This is a genomic window from Caballeronia grimmiae (genome assembly GCF_000698555.1).
Lineage (GTDB): Bacteria > Pseudomonadota > Gammaproteobacteria > Burkholderiales > Burkholderiaceae > Caballeronia > Caballeronia grimmiae.
The window spans coordinates 78,847-95,146 of the sequence record NZ_JFHE01000010.1; the positions used below are offsets into that span (position 1 = coordinate 78,847).

The 16,300-nt window shown below is 62.8% G+C and carries 15 protein-coding genes; 12 read left to right on the plus strand and 3 right to left on the minus strand.

Annotated features, from left to right (window positions below; all coding sequences use genetic code 11):
* Positions 1-3: 3 nt before the first annotated feature.
* Entirely contained in the window at positions 4-1,356 is a 1,353-nt protein-coding gene (locus tag BG57_RS13285) for a glycosyltransferase family protein (protein ID WP_035963748.1), read from the minus strand.
* 380 nt (positions 1,357-1,736) lie between these two features.
* On the opposite strand from BG57_RS13285, the gene BG57_RS13290 reads away from it, so the two are divergent.
* The gene (locus BG57_RS13290; protein ID WP_035963749.1) at positions 1,737-3,350 is read left to right on the plus strand and encodes an FAD-dependent monooxygenase; all 1,614 of its coding nucleotides are present in this window, start codon (positions 1,737-1,739) and stop codon (positions 3,348-3,350) included.
* Between the two features lie 15 nt (positions 3,351-3,365).
* Here BG57_RS13290 and BG57_RS13295 read toward each other — a convergent pair whose 3' ends face one another.
* A complete protein-coding gene (locus BG57_RS13295) occupies positions 3,366-3,602 on the minus strand; it encodes a hypothetical protein (protein WP_052005795.1) in 237 nt (78 codons plus the stop codon).
* A 262-nt stretch (positions 3,603-3,864) separates the two neighbouring features.
* Between BG57_RS13295 and BG57_RS13300 the strand changes: the two genes are divergently transcribed.
* The 11 genes from BG57_RS13300 to BG57_RS13350 all read left to right on the plus strand — a co-directional run bounded on the left by BG57_RS13300 (position 3,865) and on the right by BG57_RS13350 (position 15,694).
* Positions 3,865-4,869 (plus strand): hypothetical protein, encoded by a 1,005-nt coding sequence (locus BG57_RS13300; protein WP_081850900.1) that lies wholly within the window; start codon positions 3,865-3,867, stop codon positions 4,867-4,869.
* Positions 4,870-4,949: 80 nt separating this feature from the next.
* Positions 4,950-5,669, plus strand: a complete 720-nt coding sequence (locus BG57_RS13305; protein WP_035963753.1) for a PIG-L deacetylase family protein — start codon at positions 4,950-4,952, stop codon at positions 5,667-5,669.
* The gene (locus tag BG57_RS13310) at positions 5,666-6,586 is read left to right on the plus strand and encodes a glycosyltransferase family 2 protein (protein ID WP_052005796.1); all 921 of its coding nucleotides are present in this window, start codon (positions 5,666-5,668) and stop codon (positions 6,584-6,586) included. The genes BG57_RS13305 and BG57_RS13310 overlap by 4 nt, the downstream gene beginning before the upstream one ends.
* Before the next feature lie 235 nt (positions 6,587-6,821).
* Positions 6,822-8,111, plus strand: a complete 1,290-nt coding sequence (locus tag BG57_RS13315) for a glycosyltransferase family 4 protein (RefSeq protein ID WP_035963755.1) — start codon at positions 6,822-6,824, stop codon at positions 8,109-8,111.
* A complete protein-coding gene (locus BG57_RS13320) occupies positions 8,108-8,686 on the plus strand; it encodes a D-glycero-alpha-D-manno-heptose-1,7-bisphosphate 7-phosphatase (protein WP_035963757.1) in 579 nt (192 codons plus the stop codon). The genes BG57_RS13315 and BG57_RS13320 overlap by 4 nt, the downstream gene beginning before the upstream one ends.
* Positions 8,683-9,849: a lipopolysaccharide heptosyltransferase II gene (gene waaF, locus BG57_RS13325; RefSeq protein ID WP_035963759.1), complete on the plus strand. Its 1,167-nt coding sequence runs from the start codon at positions 8,683-8,685 to the stop codon at positions 9,847-9,849. Before BG57_RS13320 ends, waaF begins: the two co-directional genes overlap by 4 nt.
* Positions 9,850-9,861: 12 nt before the next feature.
* Positions 9,862-11,607: a carbamoyltransferase family protein gene (locus tag BG57_RS13330; RefSeq protein ID WP_035963761.1), complete on the plus strand. Its 1,746-nt coding sequence runs from the start codon at positions 9,862-9,864 to the stop codon at positions 11,605-11,607.
* Positions 11,604-12,668 (plus strand): glycosyltransferase family 2 protein, encoded by a 1,065-nt coding sequence (locus tag BG57_RS13335; protein ID WP_063934936.1) that lies wholly within the window; start codon positions 11,604-11,606, stop codon positions 12,666-12,668. Before BG57_RS13330 ends, BG57_RS13335 begins: the two co-directional genes overlap by 4 nt.
* Positions 12,665-13,729: a glycosyltransferase family 9 protein gene (locus BG57_RS13340; RefSeq protein ID WP_035963763.1), complete on the plus strand. Its 1,065-nt coding sequence runs from the start codon at positions 12,665-12,667 to the stop codon at positions 13,727-13,729. Before BG57_RS13335 ends, BG57_RS13340 begins: the two co-directional genes overlap by 4 nt.
* On the plus strand, positions 13,716-14,675 hold the full coding sequence (locus tag BG57_RS13345) for a glycosyltransferase family 4 protein (RefSeq protein ID WP_035963765.1): 960 nt from the start codon (positions 13,716-13,718) through the stop codon (positions 14,673-14,675). The genes BG57_RS13340 and BG57_RS13345 overlap by 14 nt, the downstream gene beginning before the upstream one ends.
* Positions 14,676-14,710: 35 nt before the next feature.
* Positions 14,711-15,694, plus strand: coding sequence for a UDP-glucuronic acid decarboxylase family protein (locus BG57_RS13350; protein ID WP_035963767.1), 984 nt, complete (start codon positions 14,711-14,713; stop codon positions 15,692-15,694).
* On the opposite strand, the gene BG57_RS13355 is transcribed toward BG57_RS13350, so the two are convergent.
* On the minus strand, positions 15,684-16,298 hold the full coding sequence (locus BG57_RS13355; RefSeq protein WP_052005797.1) for a ParB/Srx family N-terminal domain-containing protein: 615 nt from the start codon (positions 16,296-16,298) through the stop codon (positions 15,684-15,686). The two genes, BG57_RS13350 and BG57_RS13355, sit on opposite strands and share 11 nt — an antisense overlap.
* Positions 16,299-16,300: the final 2 nt, after the last annotated feature.

Sequence of the window (16,300 nt, forward strand, 5' to 3'; positions counted from 1 at the left end):
TCGTTATCGACCGCGGTCCTCGATTGCTTCGAAGCCGCCCTCGGGCACCGCGCCCATCGACATGAACAGCGTCCGCAATTCCGTGCTCAATCCGTGAAAGTGGCACATGAAGGTGCGCGGATTGGCGAAGTACCACGGCGTATTCAGTTCGTGGAAGCTCAGAAGGTCGGGCGAGTCCGGCTCGGGGCATAGACCGTGAGAGAGCGTTTCCTCGAGGAATATGAACTGGTCGCCGTGGCTTGAGAATGTGTATTTAACGTCGTCGATTCGAAGCACGCGTGAGAGCACGCTTTGCAAGACGTTCTGATTCGCTTCCGTGCGACGAAAACCCATCACGCCAGAGTTGAAACGCCAGCCGCAGATATCGGCCGTCAAGATGCGGTCGCGGCCTTCGGTGAACCGTTCGAGCCTGACCGTAGGGTCGGTCACGAGAATGTCGGCGTCCACCCAGAAAACCCACTCATGATGTGGCAGATACTTGTCCAGCAGAAATGGCTTCGACCAGTTGCCGCACGCCTCGCGCGGGAAATCAGCGGGAACATCGCGATGCTGATAGAGCGTATAGCCGTTTCGTTCGCAATAGGCGCGGAGGCTGGCCTCTCCATAACGCGCATAACTCGCGATATTCGGCGTGTATAACGAGACGACAGCAATTGGTCTCCCCGGCTGATACACCGTCAATGGCTCATCGGTCACGTGCCCGGGCGGCGGCATGTCGAAGAGCCGGAGATCGCCCGCCGCATGGCACTCGTTGAGGTGTCGCGCGAACACGGCACGCCAGCGCGGACCATACTTGCTATAAAGTTGCGGCGTATAAATGAGCGACACCGCAACGACCGGCATGCCAAGAAGATCCGGATGCTGACCCGACCACATCGATGCAAGCGGAATCACGCCGTTGAGATAGTCCCAGTCCGGCACGGTCGGAAACGCTTCGAGCAGTTCCTTCTCCGTCACGAACTTGCCGAATTCAAAGTACGCGCGGCATTTCGCGGCCATGTCGCGAGCAATGCGCCGCGTTTCATCATTGCTTCGGATAACGAATATTTCCGTATTGATGCCGAAGTGACCCTGAGTCACGAGACTGTCGCGTCCTTCCATGATTCGCGCGAAATCCTCGAATCGGACAAAGAGCGCGTGCTCGGTCGCAAAGATGAGAATCTCGCCGTCTGCCGCGCGGGCGAGACGGTCACTGATCATCTGATACTTGAAAAGCACGCCCAGTTCAAGCGAATCGGCGCTGCTGGAAATAAGTTCTTCGACGTAAGCCGCATGCGTCCTGCGGCAGAACTCGACGTGATTGTCGCGAGAATGGATCGCGTGGCGGCTGGAGAAGCAGCTATGGAGTGTGACCATGTCGGATCAGGATCGGATAGGCGAAAGCGTGACGCGCGGCGCATGCCGCCGCGCAAGAGGGACTCAGCATATCCGTCAGCGTGAACCGACTTGCAAATTATTGCGTCATTCGAAGCACTGATAGTCAGCGGCGCAATCGTCCCGCACAGAATTGTAGGACGCGATGCGGCGCGCAAAGCAGCGTCATTGAGTCTTCATCCTTCTTCCGTTTCCTGCGATCACGCTGACCTCTCCGTCGCATCTTGCGGCGCAACGCATGGTAGCGGACGCGGGCCTGCGCCGCGCCTTGCCTCCCGGCTATCAAAAAGCGCCCACGCCGGTCCGCCGCGCGGTTATCCTTCGAACACGACATCCTTCTCCATTCGACAAGGAGCCCGCGCATGCCCGATACGACCGACGTGTTGATTGCAGGCGCAGGCCCGGTCGGCCTGATGCTCGCCGCCGAATTGCGCCGCGATGGCGTCGATGTCCGCGTGATCGACGCCCATACCGGGCGCACCTTCTTCGTGAAGGCGCTGGGCGTTACTGCGCGCACGCTCGAACTGTTCGAGGATCTGGGCGTCGTCCACGAGGCGATCGATGCTGGCATCTGGCTGACCGGCGCGGACGCCTATCGTGACGGCGAGCTTGCGTCGAGCACGCCGGTGCCGCGCGAAGGTCTGCCGTACGGGGCCTTGTCGCTTGCACAGCATGAGACGGAGCGCATCCTCGAGCGCGCGCTTGCGCGGCATGGCGGGCGCGTCGAGTACGGCACGACGCTCATCGATTTCGCAGAAGATGCGGACGGCGTGACATGCAACCTGCAATCGCCCGATGGCGCGGCGAGCGTGTTGCGCTGCCGATGGCTCGTCGGTTGCGACGGCGCGCGCAGCACCGTGCGCCGGCATCTGAATGTCCCGTTCGACGGCGACCGCTATCCGCAGACGTTCATGCTCGCCGATCTCGATGTCGACTGGCATCTGCCGCGCGGCCCGATGATCCGCATCAGTCACTCGGCGGCTGCCGACGGTCGCGGCGCGGCGACGCTTGCAGCCGTGCCGGTGCGCGGATCGCCGCGCCGGTATCGCATGTCGATAGTGCTGCCGCCCGACGACGCCGCCCGCCTCCAAGCCGTCGCCGCGCCGGATTTCGCGGAGATCGAACGCATCATGCTGCCGGTCCTGCCCGGCGGCACGCGCTTGTCGTCGATGCATTGGTCGTCGGTGTATCGCGTGAGTCATCGGATTGCGGCGCATTACGTGCAAGGACGCGTCTTCCTTGCCGGCGATGCCGCGCACATTCATCCGCCGGTCGGCGGCCTGGGCATGAACACGGGCGTGCAGGACGCGCACAACCTCGCGTGGAAACTGACGCTCGCGGCGCGCGGACTCGCGGGCCGGTCGCTGCTGGACAGTTACGAAGCGGAACGGCGTCCAGTCGGGCTGGACGTGGTGGAATCGACGAGCCGCGCGCTCAACACCGTACTCGCTCATGGCGAAGTGAGGCCCGCGATGCGCGAGACGCAATTGCTCGTTGGCTATCGCGGCAGCCCGATCGTCGCGGATGCGTGCGACCACCTCGCGCCCGAGTTGCCCGCGCCGGGCGATCGCGTGCCGGAGATCGGCGGCTTGTTGGAGGATTTCATCGGCCATCGACAGCGGCTTGCGGCGCATATCGGCCACGCAAGACACACGCTCATCGGCTATTGCGCGGACGATACGGGCGACCGCGCCGCTGCTTCGTTCGACGCCGTCGCCGATGCGTGGCGCGGCGCGCTCGGCGCGGCATCGAATGCGGTACTGATCGCAGCGCCGGGGACGGCGTGCAACGCGAGCGAAGCGTATCGCGTGCTCACCGATTCTGCTGGAGAATTCGCCGGCGCATTCGGCGCACGAAGCGGCATGATGTGGGCCGTGCGGCCCGACGGACATATCGGCTTCAGAAGCGGCGACTGCTCGGCTGTCGCGCTGATGGCGTGGCTCGACAGCGCCCTTGGCGGCGCCCGTCGAGCCTGAACGTGGACGCCGCGATCACCCCGCCGCCATTTGCAGCTCTTTCGGCACGTGCCGGCCGTCCAGCTCGTCCTTCCCATACTGGATGGCGAACTGCTCGGCCGCCCGCGCCGTGTCGAAAGGCCGGAACGGCCCGACCGCGCGCCGTACGCCGCCGGGTCGCTCGATCAATACCGTCGATACGAATTCGCCCGCCGCATGCACGACGACCGCCGACAACTCGCAGCCTTGATAGTCGACTGGAATGGAGTCCATTGCTGACCTCGTTACGATTGATGTGGCCGAACCATGCAGGCATTCGACGCGAAAGCCGCTCGTCGGTCGAGCGTGCCTGCGCGGTTTCGCGAAGCGGGTCGGTAAGCCTCATATGTAGCGCTGATCGCGTGATCCGCCCGTGCGTCGACGAACATTCGCCGCGACCGGACAGGCTCGTTTGTGCATGCTTCTCATTTAGCCGCTAAGCTCGACCTAGCGTCCAGGACGAGGACGCTCCACATTCGCCATGAATCCCTGCTCGATGACACCAATTCGACCGCAACGACAACATAAAATTATCGGCTGGGCACTCGCCTGCGCCGCTGTCGCCTTCATCAGCGCCAACGCGCACGCTCAGGAATTTTCCGTCCTCGCCGGGCCGCTCAAGAGCAATAGTCAGAACACGTATTCATGGGAGGCGAACTATCGCGAAGGCCTCGGACCCTATGCCGCGTGGAGCTTCTCGTGGCTCAACGAAGGCCATATTCCGAATCATCATCGGGATGGTCAGGCGGTACAGTTGTGGGGCCGGCTGCCGCTGATGAACAACCGGCTGGAGTTGTCGGCGGGCGCGGGGCCGTATCGGTACTTCGATACCAGCGAGGCGCAGGCGGGCGGCGACTATTCGAACACGCACGGCTGGGGCGCGATGTTGACGCTGCGCGCGGCGTATTACTTCGATAATCGATGGATCGCGCAAGTAAAGCTCAATCACGTGCAGGCGTTCGGCGGCCCGGACACCACGGCCCTGCTCTTCGGCATCGGCTATCAGCTCGATGCGCCGAACGGTCACGGCCCGCGCGATAGTGCGCCTTCGCGCACGACCAACGTCACCGGCAACGAAGTCACCGTCATGCTCGGCACAACCGTGCTGAACAGCCTCGACTCGGAAACGAATCTCGCGGCAGGCATCGAGTATCGTCGCGGGCTTTGGCGTTATGTCGATTTCACCGCGTCGTATCTGCATGAAAGCGGGCATGTGCAGTCGCGGCGCGATGGCGTGGCGGCGCAACTCTGGGCGACGCGCGCATTCTTCGACGACCGCCTCACGCTCGGCGTCGGCGCGGGGCCGTATCTGTCCATCACGCAAAACGACGATCTTCCGCAGAGCCGCACCGGCGACGGACGCTTCGCGGGGCTGGTATCGCTGTCGGCGAGTTATCGCTTCACGAACCGCTGGCTCGCGCGGGTCACGTGGAACCGCATGGTGACGCGATACGACCGCGATGCGGACATCATCGCGGCGGGCGTCGGCATGCGCTTCTAACGCGCCGGCTTCCGCGTGCAACGGGACGTGGCCCGTTATTTGCACAAGAACGAGCCGTTCCCAGCACTCGACGCTCGCCCATGTTCGAAGCCACGCCCAGACTTCTGGTGATTTCCCCGCATCTCGATGATGCCGTATTCGGTTGCGGCGCGTCGCTCGCGGGCGCGTCCCGGCCGCGCGTCTGCACGGTTTTCACCGCCCTTCCCGCCAACGACCTCCATACCGACTGGGACGCGCAATGCGGCTTTACCGGCGCGCTCGAAGCGATGACCGCGCGCATCGAAGAGGACAAGCGTGCGCTCGGCGTCCTCGGCGCCGCGCCCTACCATCTCGGCTTTCTCGATTCGCAATACGCTCCCGATGCGTCCGAGTCCGCCAGGCCGACGCGCGACGCGATTGCGCAGGCGTTGATCGATGCGATCGACGAGCATCGCCCGGATGCACTGCTGATGCCGCTCGGCCTCTTTCATTCCGATCATATCCTCGTGCATGAAGCCGCTTGCGATGCATGGCTGAAGCGCCCCGATGTACCGTGCTATGGATATGAGGAAGGGCTGTATCGCCGGATGCCTGGCATCGTGCAGCAACGCATGGCCGATCTCCTCGAACGTGGCATCGAAGCCACGCCGTACAACCCGCCGCTTCCCGCAGCGGCCGAGATGCAGCGCCGCGATGCGCTCAAGCGCGAAGCGGTGCGCGTCTATGCCAGCCAGTTGAAGGCCTTCGGCGACGATGGATACGACGACGTTTTCATGCCCGAACGTTACTGGACACTGAAACTCGCAGAGGACCGCCGATGAGCGCGGTCCCGCAACCGTCGCCGCTTTCGCATGACGCGCGGGCAGCCCGCATCAGCGTCGTCGTGCTCACGTATAACCGCGTCAATCAGGTGCTCGACACGCTGGCGAGACTCGCCGCGTTGCCGGACCGCATCGACATCATCGTGGTCGACAACGCGTCCACCGATGACACGGCCGAACGCGTCACGCAGGCCTTTCCGTTCGTAGAACTCGTCGTCGCGCCGTCGAACATGGGTGCCGCTGGCCGCAATCTCGGCGTGGACCGCGTGCGTACCGAATACGTCGCCTTTTGCGATGACGATACATGGTGGGGCGAGGGTTCGCTCTCTCGCGCAGTCGAGATGCTCGATGCCGCGCCGCGCGTCGCGGTGCTGAGTGCGCGCGTGGTCGTCGGTGAAGACGGCGCTGCCGACGAAACATGCGAACGCATGCGCGTGAGCCCGCTCGGCGCGCGTGGTTTGCCGGGGCCCTCGCTCGTCGGCTATATGGCCGGCGCAAGCGTCTTTCGCACGAGCATATTCAAAGCGATGGGCGGCTATGAACCGCGCCTCTTCATCGGCGGCGAGGAATCCCTGCTCGCGCTCGACATGCTCGATCAGGGCCACGCGCTCGTGTATGCCGATGAGCTGGTGCTTCATCATCATCCTTCGCCGATACGCGACAGCGCGTTACGTCGACGGCTGCTTGCGCGTAACGCGGCGTGGGTCGCATGGCTGCGGCTGCCGTTGCGCGAAGCCATCGGCGCAAGCCTGCGTGCGTTGAACGTGATGCATCGTGAACGCACTTTGTCGCGCGATGCGCTGGACATGCTGCGCGCGCTGCCGTGGGCCTTGACCCGGCGGCGTGTAGTAGGCCGCCATGTTCAGATGATGCGCGCGATCGTTCGTGATGACGACCGCCGCCGCGATCCACGATGAGCGCCATCGCACGAAACCACGCATAACTACAAGCAGCGTGTAAAACCGCGTCCTTGGCTAAGAAGCGTTTCAACGAAATTGCTTTCGTCTCCCGACGAACAAACGATTCTGCGCATTTTTCCGAGCGTGGCACAACGAATGCTCAAAGCCGTGAAGGCTTCGAAGCGCGCCGCAATCCTTGAGCCGCGAGCGCTTCCAGGCTCATTCCAAACAACGCGGATCAAGGGGCCATCACGTGAAGATCGCACTAATCAGTGAGCATGCGTCGCCTCTTGCGGTGGCGGGCGGTGTCGACAGCGGCGGGCAGAATATTTACGTCGCGCACGTCGCGCGTCATCTGGCGCGCAACGGCCATGAAGTCGATGTCTTTACGCGCCGCGACCGCTCGCTGCTGCCGCTCGTATCACGCTTCGAAGGCATCCAGAACATCCGCGTGATCAATGTTCCGGCGGGGCCGCCCGTGCAGTTGCCCAAAGAGCAGCTTCTGCCGCACATGGACGAATTCGCGCGCTTCATGATCGGCTACTTCAAGAAGCAGGCGACGCCTTATCACGTCGTGCATGCGAATTTCTTCATGTCCGGGCTCGTCGGCATGCGCATCAAGGAAGCGCTCGGCACGCCGCTCGTCACGACATTCCATGCGCTTGGCCGCGTGCGCCGCATTCATCAGGGCGCAGGCGACGGCTTTCCCGATGAACGCTTCGATATCGAAGACGCGCTCGTGCGCGAGTCGGACTCCGTCATCGCGGAATGCCCGCAGGATGAAGCCGATCTGCTCTCGCTCTATCACGCCGATGCCTCGCGCATCGATCTCGTGCCGTGCGGTTTCGACAGCACCGAGTTTCATCCGATGAAGAAGGCCGAAGCCCGCGAACGCCTCGGCTGGCCGCAGGATCGCTTCATCGTGCTGCAGCTCGGGCGCATGGTTCCGCGCAAGGGCATCGATAACGTGGTGCGCGGCATCGGCATATGCAATCGTGAGCTGAACGAAGAAGCGCATCTGTATGTCATCGGCGGCAACTCCGACGAAGCCAATGAGATCGCGACGCCCGAGATCGGCCGTTTGCGCGGCATCGCCGACGAGTGCGGCGTCGCCGACAAGGTGAACTTCCTTGGCCGTCATGGACGCCAACGCCTCAAAATCTTCTATAACGCGGCGGACGTATTCGTGACGACGCCGTGGTATGAACCGTTCGGCATCACCCCGCTCGAAGCGATGGCTTGCGGCCGGCCCGTGATTGGCGCGGACGTGGGCGGCATTCGCTATTCGGTCGCGCATCGCGAGACGGGCTTGCTCGTGCCGCCGAAAGACCCGGCCGCGCTCGCTGATGCACTCGCCGCCATCAAACGCGATGCCGCGCTCGCCGAACGCATGGGCGAGGCCGGACTCGAACGCGCACGTGCGATGTTCACATGGGCGAGCGTTGCGCAATCGCTGGAGCGCGTCTATGCGCGCGTGGCGAATGTCGATACGGCCAGCGATGTGCAAAGCCGCCGCGCGGCCTACGGCGGTGCGAGCGCATGAAGCCTGCTGTCTTTCTCGACAAGGACGGCACCCTGCTCGACGACGTGCCCTATAACGTCGATCCCGCCAGGATGCGTCTGGCGCCCGGCGCATTCGATGCGCTCGCGACGTTCGCGCGAATGAAGGCGCCGATCGTCGTCATCAGCAATCAAAGCGGCGTCGCGCTGGGAAAGTTCGATGCATCCGCGCTCATCGATGTCGAACACAAGCTGCATGCGCTTGCCGCTGAGGCGGGTGCGACGCTCGCGGGCGTCTACTGGTGTCCGCATCATCCGCAAGGGACGGTGGCGCGTTATGCGCTGGCGTGCGATTGCCGCAAGCCTGCACCCGGCATGATCCAACGCGCCGCGCGTGAGCTCGGACTCGATCTCGAACGAAGCTGGTTCGTCGGCGATATCCTCGACGATATCGAGGCAGGACATCGCGCGGGCTGCCGCGCGGTGCTCATCGATAACGGCAACGAGACGGTGTGGCAGCGCGGCCCGCTGCGCGAGCCGGATGCAGTCGCGAGCGACATGCATGAAGCCGCGCGCATCATCGAGCGGGCGTGGCACGAGACGGAGCTGTCGACATGAAGCGCGAGGTTCCGGTCACGATCCAGCCCGCCATCGCTCATGCACGCGCGCCGGCCACGTCTGCGCAGCGCGTGTGGGGCGAGGACGTCCGTCGCATTCTCTGCATTCGTCCCGACAACCTCGGCGATGTCTTGATGACCACGCCCGCGATTCATGCGTTGAAGCATGCGTATCCGGGACGGCATCTCACGCTGCTTGCGTCGGGTTCAGGCGCGCAGGCGGCGCGTTTCATCGACGATATCGATGACGTGATCGAATATCACGCGCCGTGGGTCAAGCACGACAAGCCGATCGACGCAACCGCCGATCTCGCGATGCGCGAGCGTCTTGAATCGCTCGGCTTCGATGCCGCGGTGATCTTCAGCGTCTATAGCCAGAATCCGCTGCCCGCTGCGATGCTGTGCCATCTATCGAACATACCGCGAAGGCTGGCGCATTGCCGGGAGAATCCATACGGGCTACTGACGGATTGGGTGGCGGAATGCGAGCCGCAACAAGGTACGCGGCATGAAGTGGAGCGCCAGCTTGCGCTCGTTGCAAGCGTCGGCGCACATGCAAGCGATACGCGCATGCGATTCGACTTGCGCACAGCCGATGAAGCCTCGCTTCAACGCAAGCTGGGCGAGCGCGGCATCGATATAGACGCGCCCTATTTCGTCATGCATCCCGGCGCGACCGCCGCATCGCGCCGCTATCCGCCGGAGCGTTTTGCGCAAGCCGCACGCGAGCTCGCAACGCGAACCGGCTGGCCCGTGCTCGTCACCGGCTCGTCGAGCGAAGCGGCGCTGTGCGAATCAGTGAGTGCGGGCGATGCGCGCATCGTCGATCTGGCGGGCGCATTGCAACTAGGCGAACTCGCGGCGCTCATCAAGCAGGCCCGCGTGCTGATTTCGAACAACAGTGGTCCGGTGCATATCGCGTCGGCGCTCGGCGCGCCCGTCGTCGATCTCTACGCGCTGACGAATCCGCAGCACATGCCGTGGCAGACGACGCATCGTGTGCTCTATCACGATGTGCCTTGCCGCTGGTGCTATCGCAGCGTATGTCCCGAAGGGCATCATCTTTGCCTGCTTGGCGTGAGTGTCGATGAAGTCGTCGATGCCGCCCTCTCGCTCCTCGATGCCCGCACCGAACACCATCCTGCTCATCTGACATTACCCTGAGAGACGCGCCTTATGTACACACTCGGAATCAATGCGGTCTATCACGACAGCGCAGCGGCGCTGGTTCACGACGGCGTCGTAATCGCGGCAGCGGAAGACGAGCGCTTCACGCATGTGAAGCACGCAAAGCGTCCCGTGCCCTTCTCGACGTGGCAGCTTCCGTTCGACGCCATCGACTACTGCCTCAAGGAAACGGGCATCGAACTGGCGGATGTGGATCACATTGCCTACTCGTATGATCCGCATCTGTTCTCGGGCATGCCGAAGCAGGCGAAGGCGACCATCACGTTGCCCTTCATGCCGTCCGAGCATGTCAGCACCAATCCTTCCGAGTCGCCGTGGGACCCGCTGTTTCTAAGCTATATCGCCAATGCGCGCGGCCAGTTGATCGACGGCGCGCCGCATCATTTGAAGAAGCGCTTCATCAGCGGCGGCCGTGCGCCGCGCTTCGAATGGCATTATGTCGATCATCATCTTTCGCATGAAGCCAGCGCGTTTCTCGCCGCGCCCTATGAAAACGCCGCTGTATTGACGATGGACGGCCGCGGCGAAGGCGTGACAACGAGCCTTGGTCAATTCGTCGATGGCGAATATCAGCGCGTAAAGCAAGTGGAATTGCCGCATTCGCTCGGGCTGCTTTATGAAGCCGTGACGGACTATCTCGGCTTTCTGCACTCGTCCGACGAGTACAAGGTGATGGCGCTGGCGTCCTTCGGCAAGCCCGCCTACGTGGATCAGTTCCGCGAGATCGTCAAGTATCGCAATGACGGCAGTTATACCGTCGATGCACCGCGTCTCGTCGAACGCTTCGGCCCGCGACGCGAGCGCGGCGGACCGCTGACGCAGCATCACTACGACATCGCGCATTCGCTGCAGGCGGTGCTCGAAGAGACCGCGCTGGAACTGGCGCGCTGGCTGCATGAGCGCACCGGCCTCAAGCATCTTGCGATGGCAGGCGGCGTCGCCCTCAACTGCGTAATGAACGCACGCCTGCGAGATCGCGGCCCGTTCGAAGACATCTGGGTCCAGCCGGCTGCGGGCGATGCAGGCACCGCGCTCGGCGCCGCGCTCTGGACCGACTATCAGCAACGCGTGAAGCAAGGCGATCGCAGCCGCCGCTGGAGTATGAACCATGCGTATCTCGGACCGTGCTATAGCGAAGAGGACATCGAATCATTCCTCAAGTGGTCCAAGACGCCGTATCGCAGGCTCAACGATATCGCCGGTGAAACCGCCGATATTCTTGCATCGAACCGCGTGATCGGCTGGTATCAGGGCCGTACGGAATTCGGTCCGCGAGCATTGGGCGCACGCTCGATTCTCGCTTCACCGATCGATCCGTCGATGCAGGCGCGCCTCAACGAAATCAAGGATCGCGAGGATTTCCGCCCGGTTGCGCCCGTCGTGATGGAAGAGCACGCAGCCGACTGGTTCGTGGACGCACGCGTCGCGCCGTTCATGCTCTTCGTCTTCGATGTGCGCGAGGACATGAAAGCGCGCATTCCGGCGGTCACTCATATCGACGGCACGGCTCGCGTGCAGACCGTCAATCGCTCGCAGCATGCGCTTTACTATGACCTGCTCGCCGCGTTCAATGCGCGCACCGGCGTGCCTGTGCTCGTGAATACGTCGTTCAACACGCGTGGTGAGCCGATGGTCAACTCGCCGCGCGATGCGGTCGAATCGTTCTGGACGTCGCCGCTCGATGCGCTCGTGATCGGCCCGTTCCTCATCGAGAAGCCGGGGGTGCCTGCATGAGCACCATCTCAGGCTCGTTTTCCTACGACGGCGCAGGCGATGCTGCACGCGACGCCGCAGCGCAAGATGCGAGCACTGGGACGGGTGCTGCGTTCGACGTGTCGGTCGTCGTGCCGACGTATCAGCGGCCCGACATGCTCGAGCGTTGTTTGCGCGCGATCATCGCGCAGGACTATGACAAGACGCGCTACGAGATCATCGTGTGCGACGACGGTCCGGACGATGCAACGCGCTCACGCGTCACATCGCTTGCACGCGAATGCGAGCAGGGTCCGCGCATCCGCTATGTGCCGGTGACGGCGACGCAGGGACCAGCCGGCGCACGCAACGCGGGATGGCGCGCGTCGGGCGCCGCATGGATCGCATTCACCGATGACGATACGATCCCCGATCCACAGTGGCTCGCCAGTGGCGTCGCAGAACTGCGCGCGGGCGCGGATGCGGTGTCCGGCCGGATCGTGGTGCCGCTCGGCCCGCGACCGACCGATTATGAACAGGACGCCGCGGGACTTGCGCATACGGAGTTCGCGACGGCCAATACTTTCGTCACGCGATCGGCGTTGAAGCGTGTCGGCGGCTTTGATGCGCGCTTCACGTCGGCGTGGCGTGAAGACTCCGACCTTCAGTTCAAGCTGATGCGCACCGGCGCAGACATCGTGCGTTCCGAACACGCGATAGTGCTGCATCCCGTGCGTCCCGCGCGCTGGGGCGTGAGTCTTTCGCAGCAGAAGAAGAGCCAGTTCGACGCGCTGCTTTACAAGAAGCATCGCACGCTCTTCAAGGAACGCATCAGAAGCACGCCGCCTCTGCTCTATTACGCGATACTCGCGGTGGTCGTGATCGCCTTGCTCGCATTCGTCAACGGCAACGCCACACTGGGACTGCTGGGTCTGGAAGTGTGGTTAGCGTTGAGTGCGTGGTTCTGCCTGAAGCGCCTCAAAACAACGGCGCTGACCCGCACGCACATACTCGAAATGGCGTGGACGTCCCTATGGATTCCATTCCTCTCGATCTATTGGCGGCTCTATGGCGCGGTGAAATTCCGCGTGCTGTTCGTATGAGACCCGCGAACGTCGAACGCATCGCCATCTTCAGGGCGCTTCAGCTCGGCGACATGCTGTGCGCCGTACCAGCGTTGCGCGCGTTGCGTCGTGCGTATCCGCAAGCGCATATCGCGTTGATCGGCCTGCCCTGGGCGCGCAGCTTCGTCGAACGATATGCGCATCTGCTCGATGAACTGATCGTGTTTCCCGGCGCGATCGGTTTTCCCGAGCAAGAGGAAACGGACGCGCACTTGCCCGCTTTTTACGATGCGATGCGTGCGCGCCGTTTCGATCTGGCGATCCAGTTGCATGGCAGCGGCGGCGTGGCCAATGACATCGTCGAGCAGATGATTGCGCGCATCAACGCTGGCTTTCTGAAGCCGGATGAAGCAGCGCGCGAAGGGGTGTTCATTGCGTGGCCCGATGCGTTGCAGGAGGTCGCTCGCTATAACGCGCTGATGGATGCGCTCGGCATCGATGCAAGCGATATGCAGCTTGAAATTCCGCTGACGCGAGACGACACGCGCGAGTGCGACGCCCTGATCGACCGATACGCACTCGAACCATCCCGCCTCGTGCTCGTTCATGCCGGTTCGCAATTGCCGTCGCGCCGCTGGCCTGCCGAACGATTCGCGCAAGTTGCAGCCGCGCTGGCAAACGATGGATGGCAGGTTGCGCTTACCGGCAGCGCGGGTGAGGCGGATATCACGGCGAGCATCGCCAACACGCCTGGCGTTCACGCCATCGATCTGACCGGCAAGACATCGCTCGGCGGACTCGCCGCGCTCGTTGCGCGTGCGCGGCTCATCGTATGCAACGACACGGGCCTTTCCCACGTCGCGGCGGCGATGCGCACGAAGAGCGTCGTCATTGCATCGGGCAGCGACACGCGACGCTGGGCGCCGCTCGATCATGAACGTCATCGCGTACTCGCGGACTACCCGCCGTGCCGCCCCTGTGCGTTCCGCGATTGCCCTTATGGGCATCCCTGCGCACTGAACATCACCGTCGGGCAAGTGCTCGATGCTGCTCGAATCCAATTGCCCGCAGAAAAACTGGAAACCGATGCCCACTGCTAATCAAAAACGCCTGCGCGTGCTTACGTGGCATGTCCACGGAAATTACATGTATTACCTGAGCCAGGCGAAGCACGACTTCTATCTCGTGACGAAGCCCGGTCATCCGCCGGGCTATGCGGGTAAGGTCGGCGTGCTGCCGTGGGGCGACAACGTGCATGAGGTACCCGCCGATCAAGTGGCTTCACAGGAGTTCGATGTCGTGCTGTTTCAGCATCGCACGCACTGGGACGACGATCGCATCAACCTTCTTTCCGATGCGCAACGACGCTTGCCGCGTGTCTATATCGAACATGATCCGCCGCAAGAAAATCCCTTCGAGCAGCGCCATTGGGTCAACGATCCGAATACCCTGCTCGTGCACGTGACGCACTTCAACCGCCTGATGTGGGACAGCGGCGAGACGCCCACGCGCGTGATCGAGCATGGTGTGGTCTTGCCCGAAGGCGTGCGCTATAGCGGCGAGAAGGAACGCGGCATCGTCGTCATCAATCATTTGCGGCAACGCGGGCGCAGGCTCGGCAACGACGTGTTCGCGGATGCGGCACAACGCGTTCCGCTCGATCTCGTTGGCATGGACGCCGAATCGGCGGGCGGCCTCGGCGAAGTCGGCAATCTGGAACTCGCGGCATTCACCGCGCAATATCGCTTCTTCTTCAATCCGATTCGCTGGACGAGTCTCGGCCTTGCGATCGTCGAAGCGATGACCATCGGCATGCCGATCATCGGCCTGGCGACGACGGAGCTTGCCACCGTCATTCGCAATGGCGACAGCGGCTTCATCCATACCGATACGAACGCGCTCGTCGATGCAATGCAGCGCCTGCTGCGCGATCCCGCCGAGGCGCGACGCATGGGTGAAGGCGCGCGAAGGCTCGCGCTCGAGCGTTTTCATATCGACCGCTTCGCCGCCGAATGGGAAGCAACGTTGCGGCACGTCTGCAATTAGGGCATCAGGATGCAATCACATCAAAGGGAATCGTCATGAAAGAAGCATTTCGCAAGCGCATTCTGGTGACTGGCGGGGCGGGCTTTCTCGGCTCGCATCTGTGCGAGCGCCTGCTCGCACAAGGGCACGACGTGCTGTGCGTCGATAACTTCTATACCGGCACCAAGGACAACATCGCGCATCTGCTCGACAGCGCCAACTTCGAGTTGATGCGCCACGACGTGACGTTCCCGCTGTATGTGGAAGTCGACGAAATCTATAACCTCGCGTGCCCCGCATCGCCGGTACATTACCAGCATGATCCCGTGCAGACGACGAAGACCAGCGTGCACGGCGCGATCAATATGCTGGGACTCGCCAAGCGCGTGAAGGCGAAAATCTTCCAGGCATCGACGAGCGAAGTCTATGGCGATGCCCGCGTGCATCCGCAGCAGGAAGCGTATTGGGGCAACGTGAACCCGATCGGTCCGCGTTCGTGCTACGACGAAGGCAAGCGCTGCGCCGAGACGCTTTTCATGGATTACCGCCGGCAGCATGGGCTCAACATCAAGATCGCGCGCATCTTCAACACGTATGGTCCGCGCATGCATCCGAGCGATGGCCGCGTGGTGTCCAACTTCATGATGCAGGCGCTCGCCGGCGAGCCGATCACCGTCTATGGCGAAGGCTCGCAGACGCGTTCATTCTGCTATGTCGACGACATGGTCGATGCGTTCATTCGCCTGATGAACACGCCCGATGACATTACCGGCCCGGTCAATCTCGGCAATCCGCATGAACTGTCGATGCTCGAAATCGCGCAGCGCATCGTGGCGCTGACGGGTTCGAAGTCGGAGATCGTGTTCCGTCCGCTGCCGATGGATGATCCGTGGCATCGTCAGCCTGACATCACGCAGGCGCGCACGCTGCTGGACTGGCAGCCGGTGACCGTGCTCGATGAAGGCTTGCGGCGCACCGCCGCGTACTTTCGGCAAATCATCGAGGCGCAGCAAACGCGCTCCGCGATGGCTACGCTTTGAAGCCCGGCAGCTCGCGCGCTTCGTCCTCACGCGAAGCCGCGACTGCCTGAGCGAGCGCCTTGGCGAAGCCCGCAGTCGATGCGAAATCGCCCTGTATGCGCTCGCGGAAGTACTCGGCCCATGCGAACTTCGCGTTGAACTCCGGCGAATCTTCGAACATGCCCGCCATGCGCACGAAGGCGGCAAGGCTCAGATAAGGATCATCGGGCATCGCGCCGATGGAAGGCGGCAACGCTTCGACCGATGTTTCGTTTCCCTGAGCATCGAACGGATGAATCCAGCCGTGCTCGCGCATCGCCGCAAGGAAGGCGTCGTGGTCCCGATCGTTGAAATCGCATGCGATGGATACCGGCACGACTGCGATGCCAAGCTCATGCCACGCGCGCGCCCAGTGATGATGATCGATCACATGGAGCGTCCCGCCCGGGCCGCGCACGAGGCGCAGCGCATGTTCGTCCATGAAGGCCGCACGCCTGTCATCGGGCTGCTCGCTCGTCAAACGCATCTTCTCGCGCACATGCTCCATCCCTAATGCGCCTTGCGTCGGCTTGAGTTCATCGATGCGTGCGGATGTCTTCTCGTCCACCTGATGCGCCCTCGTCATCT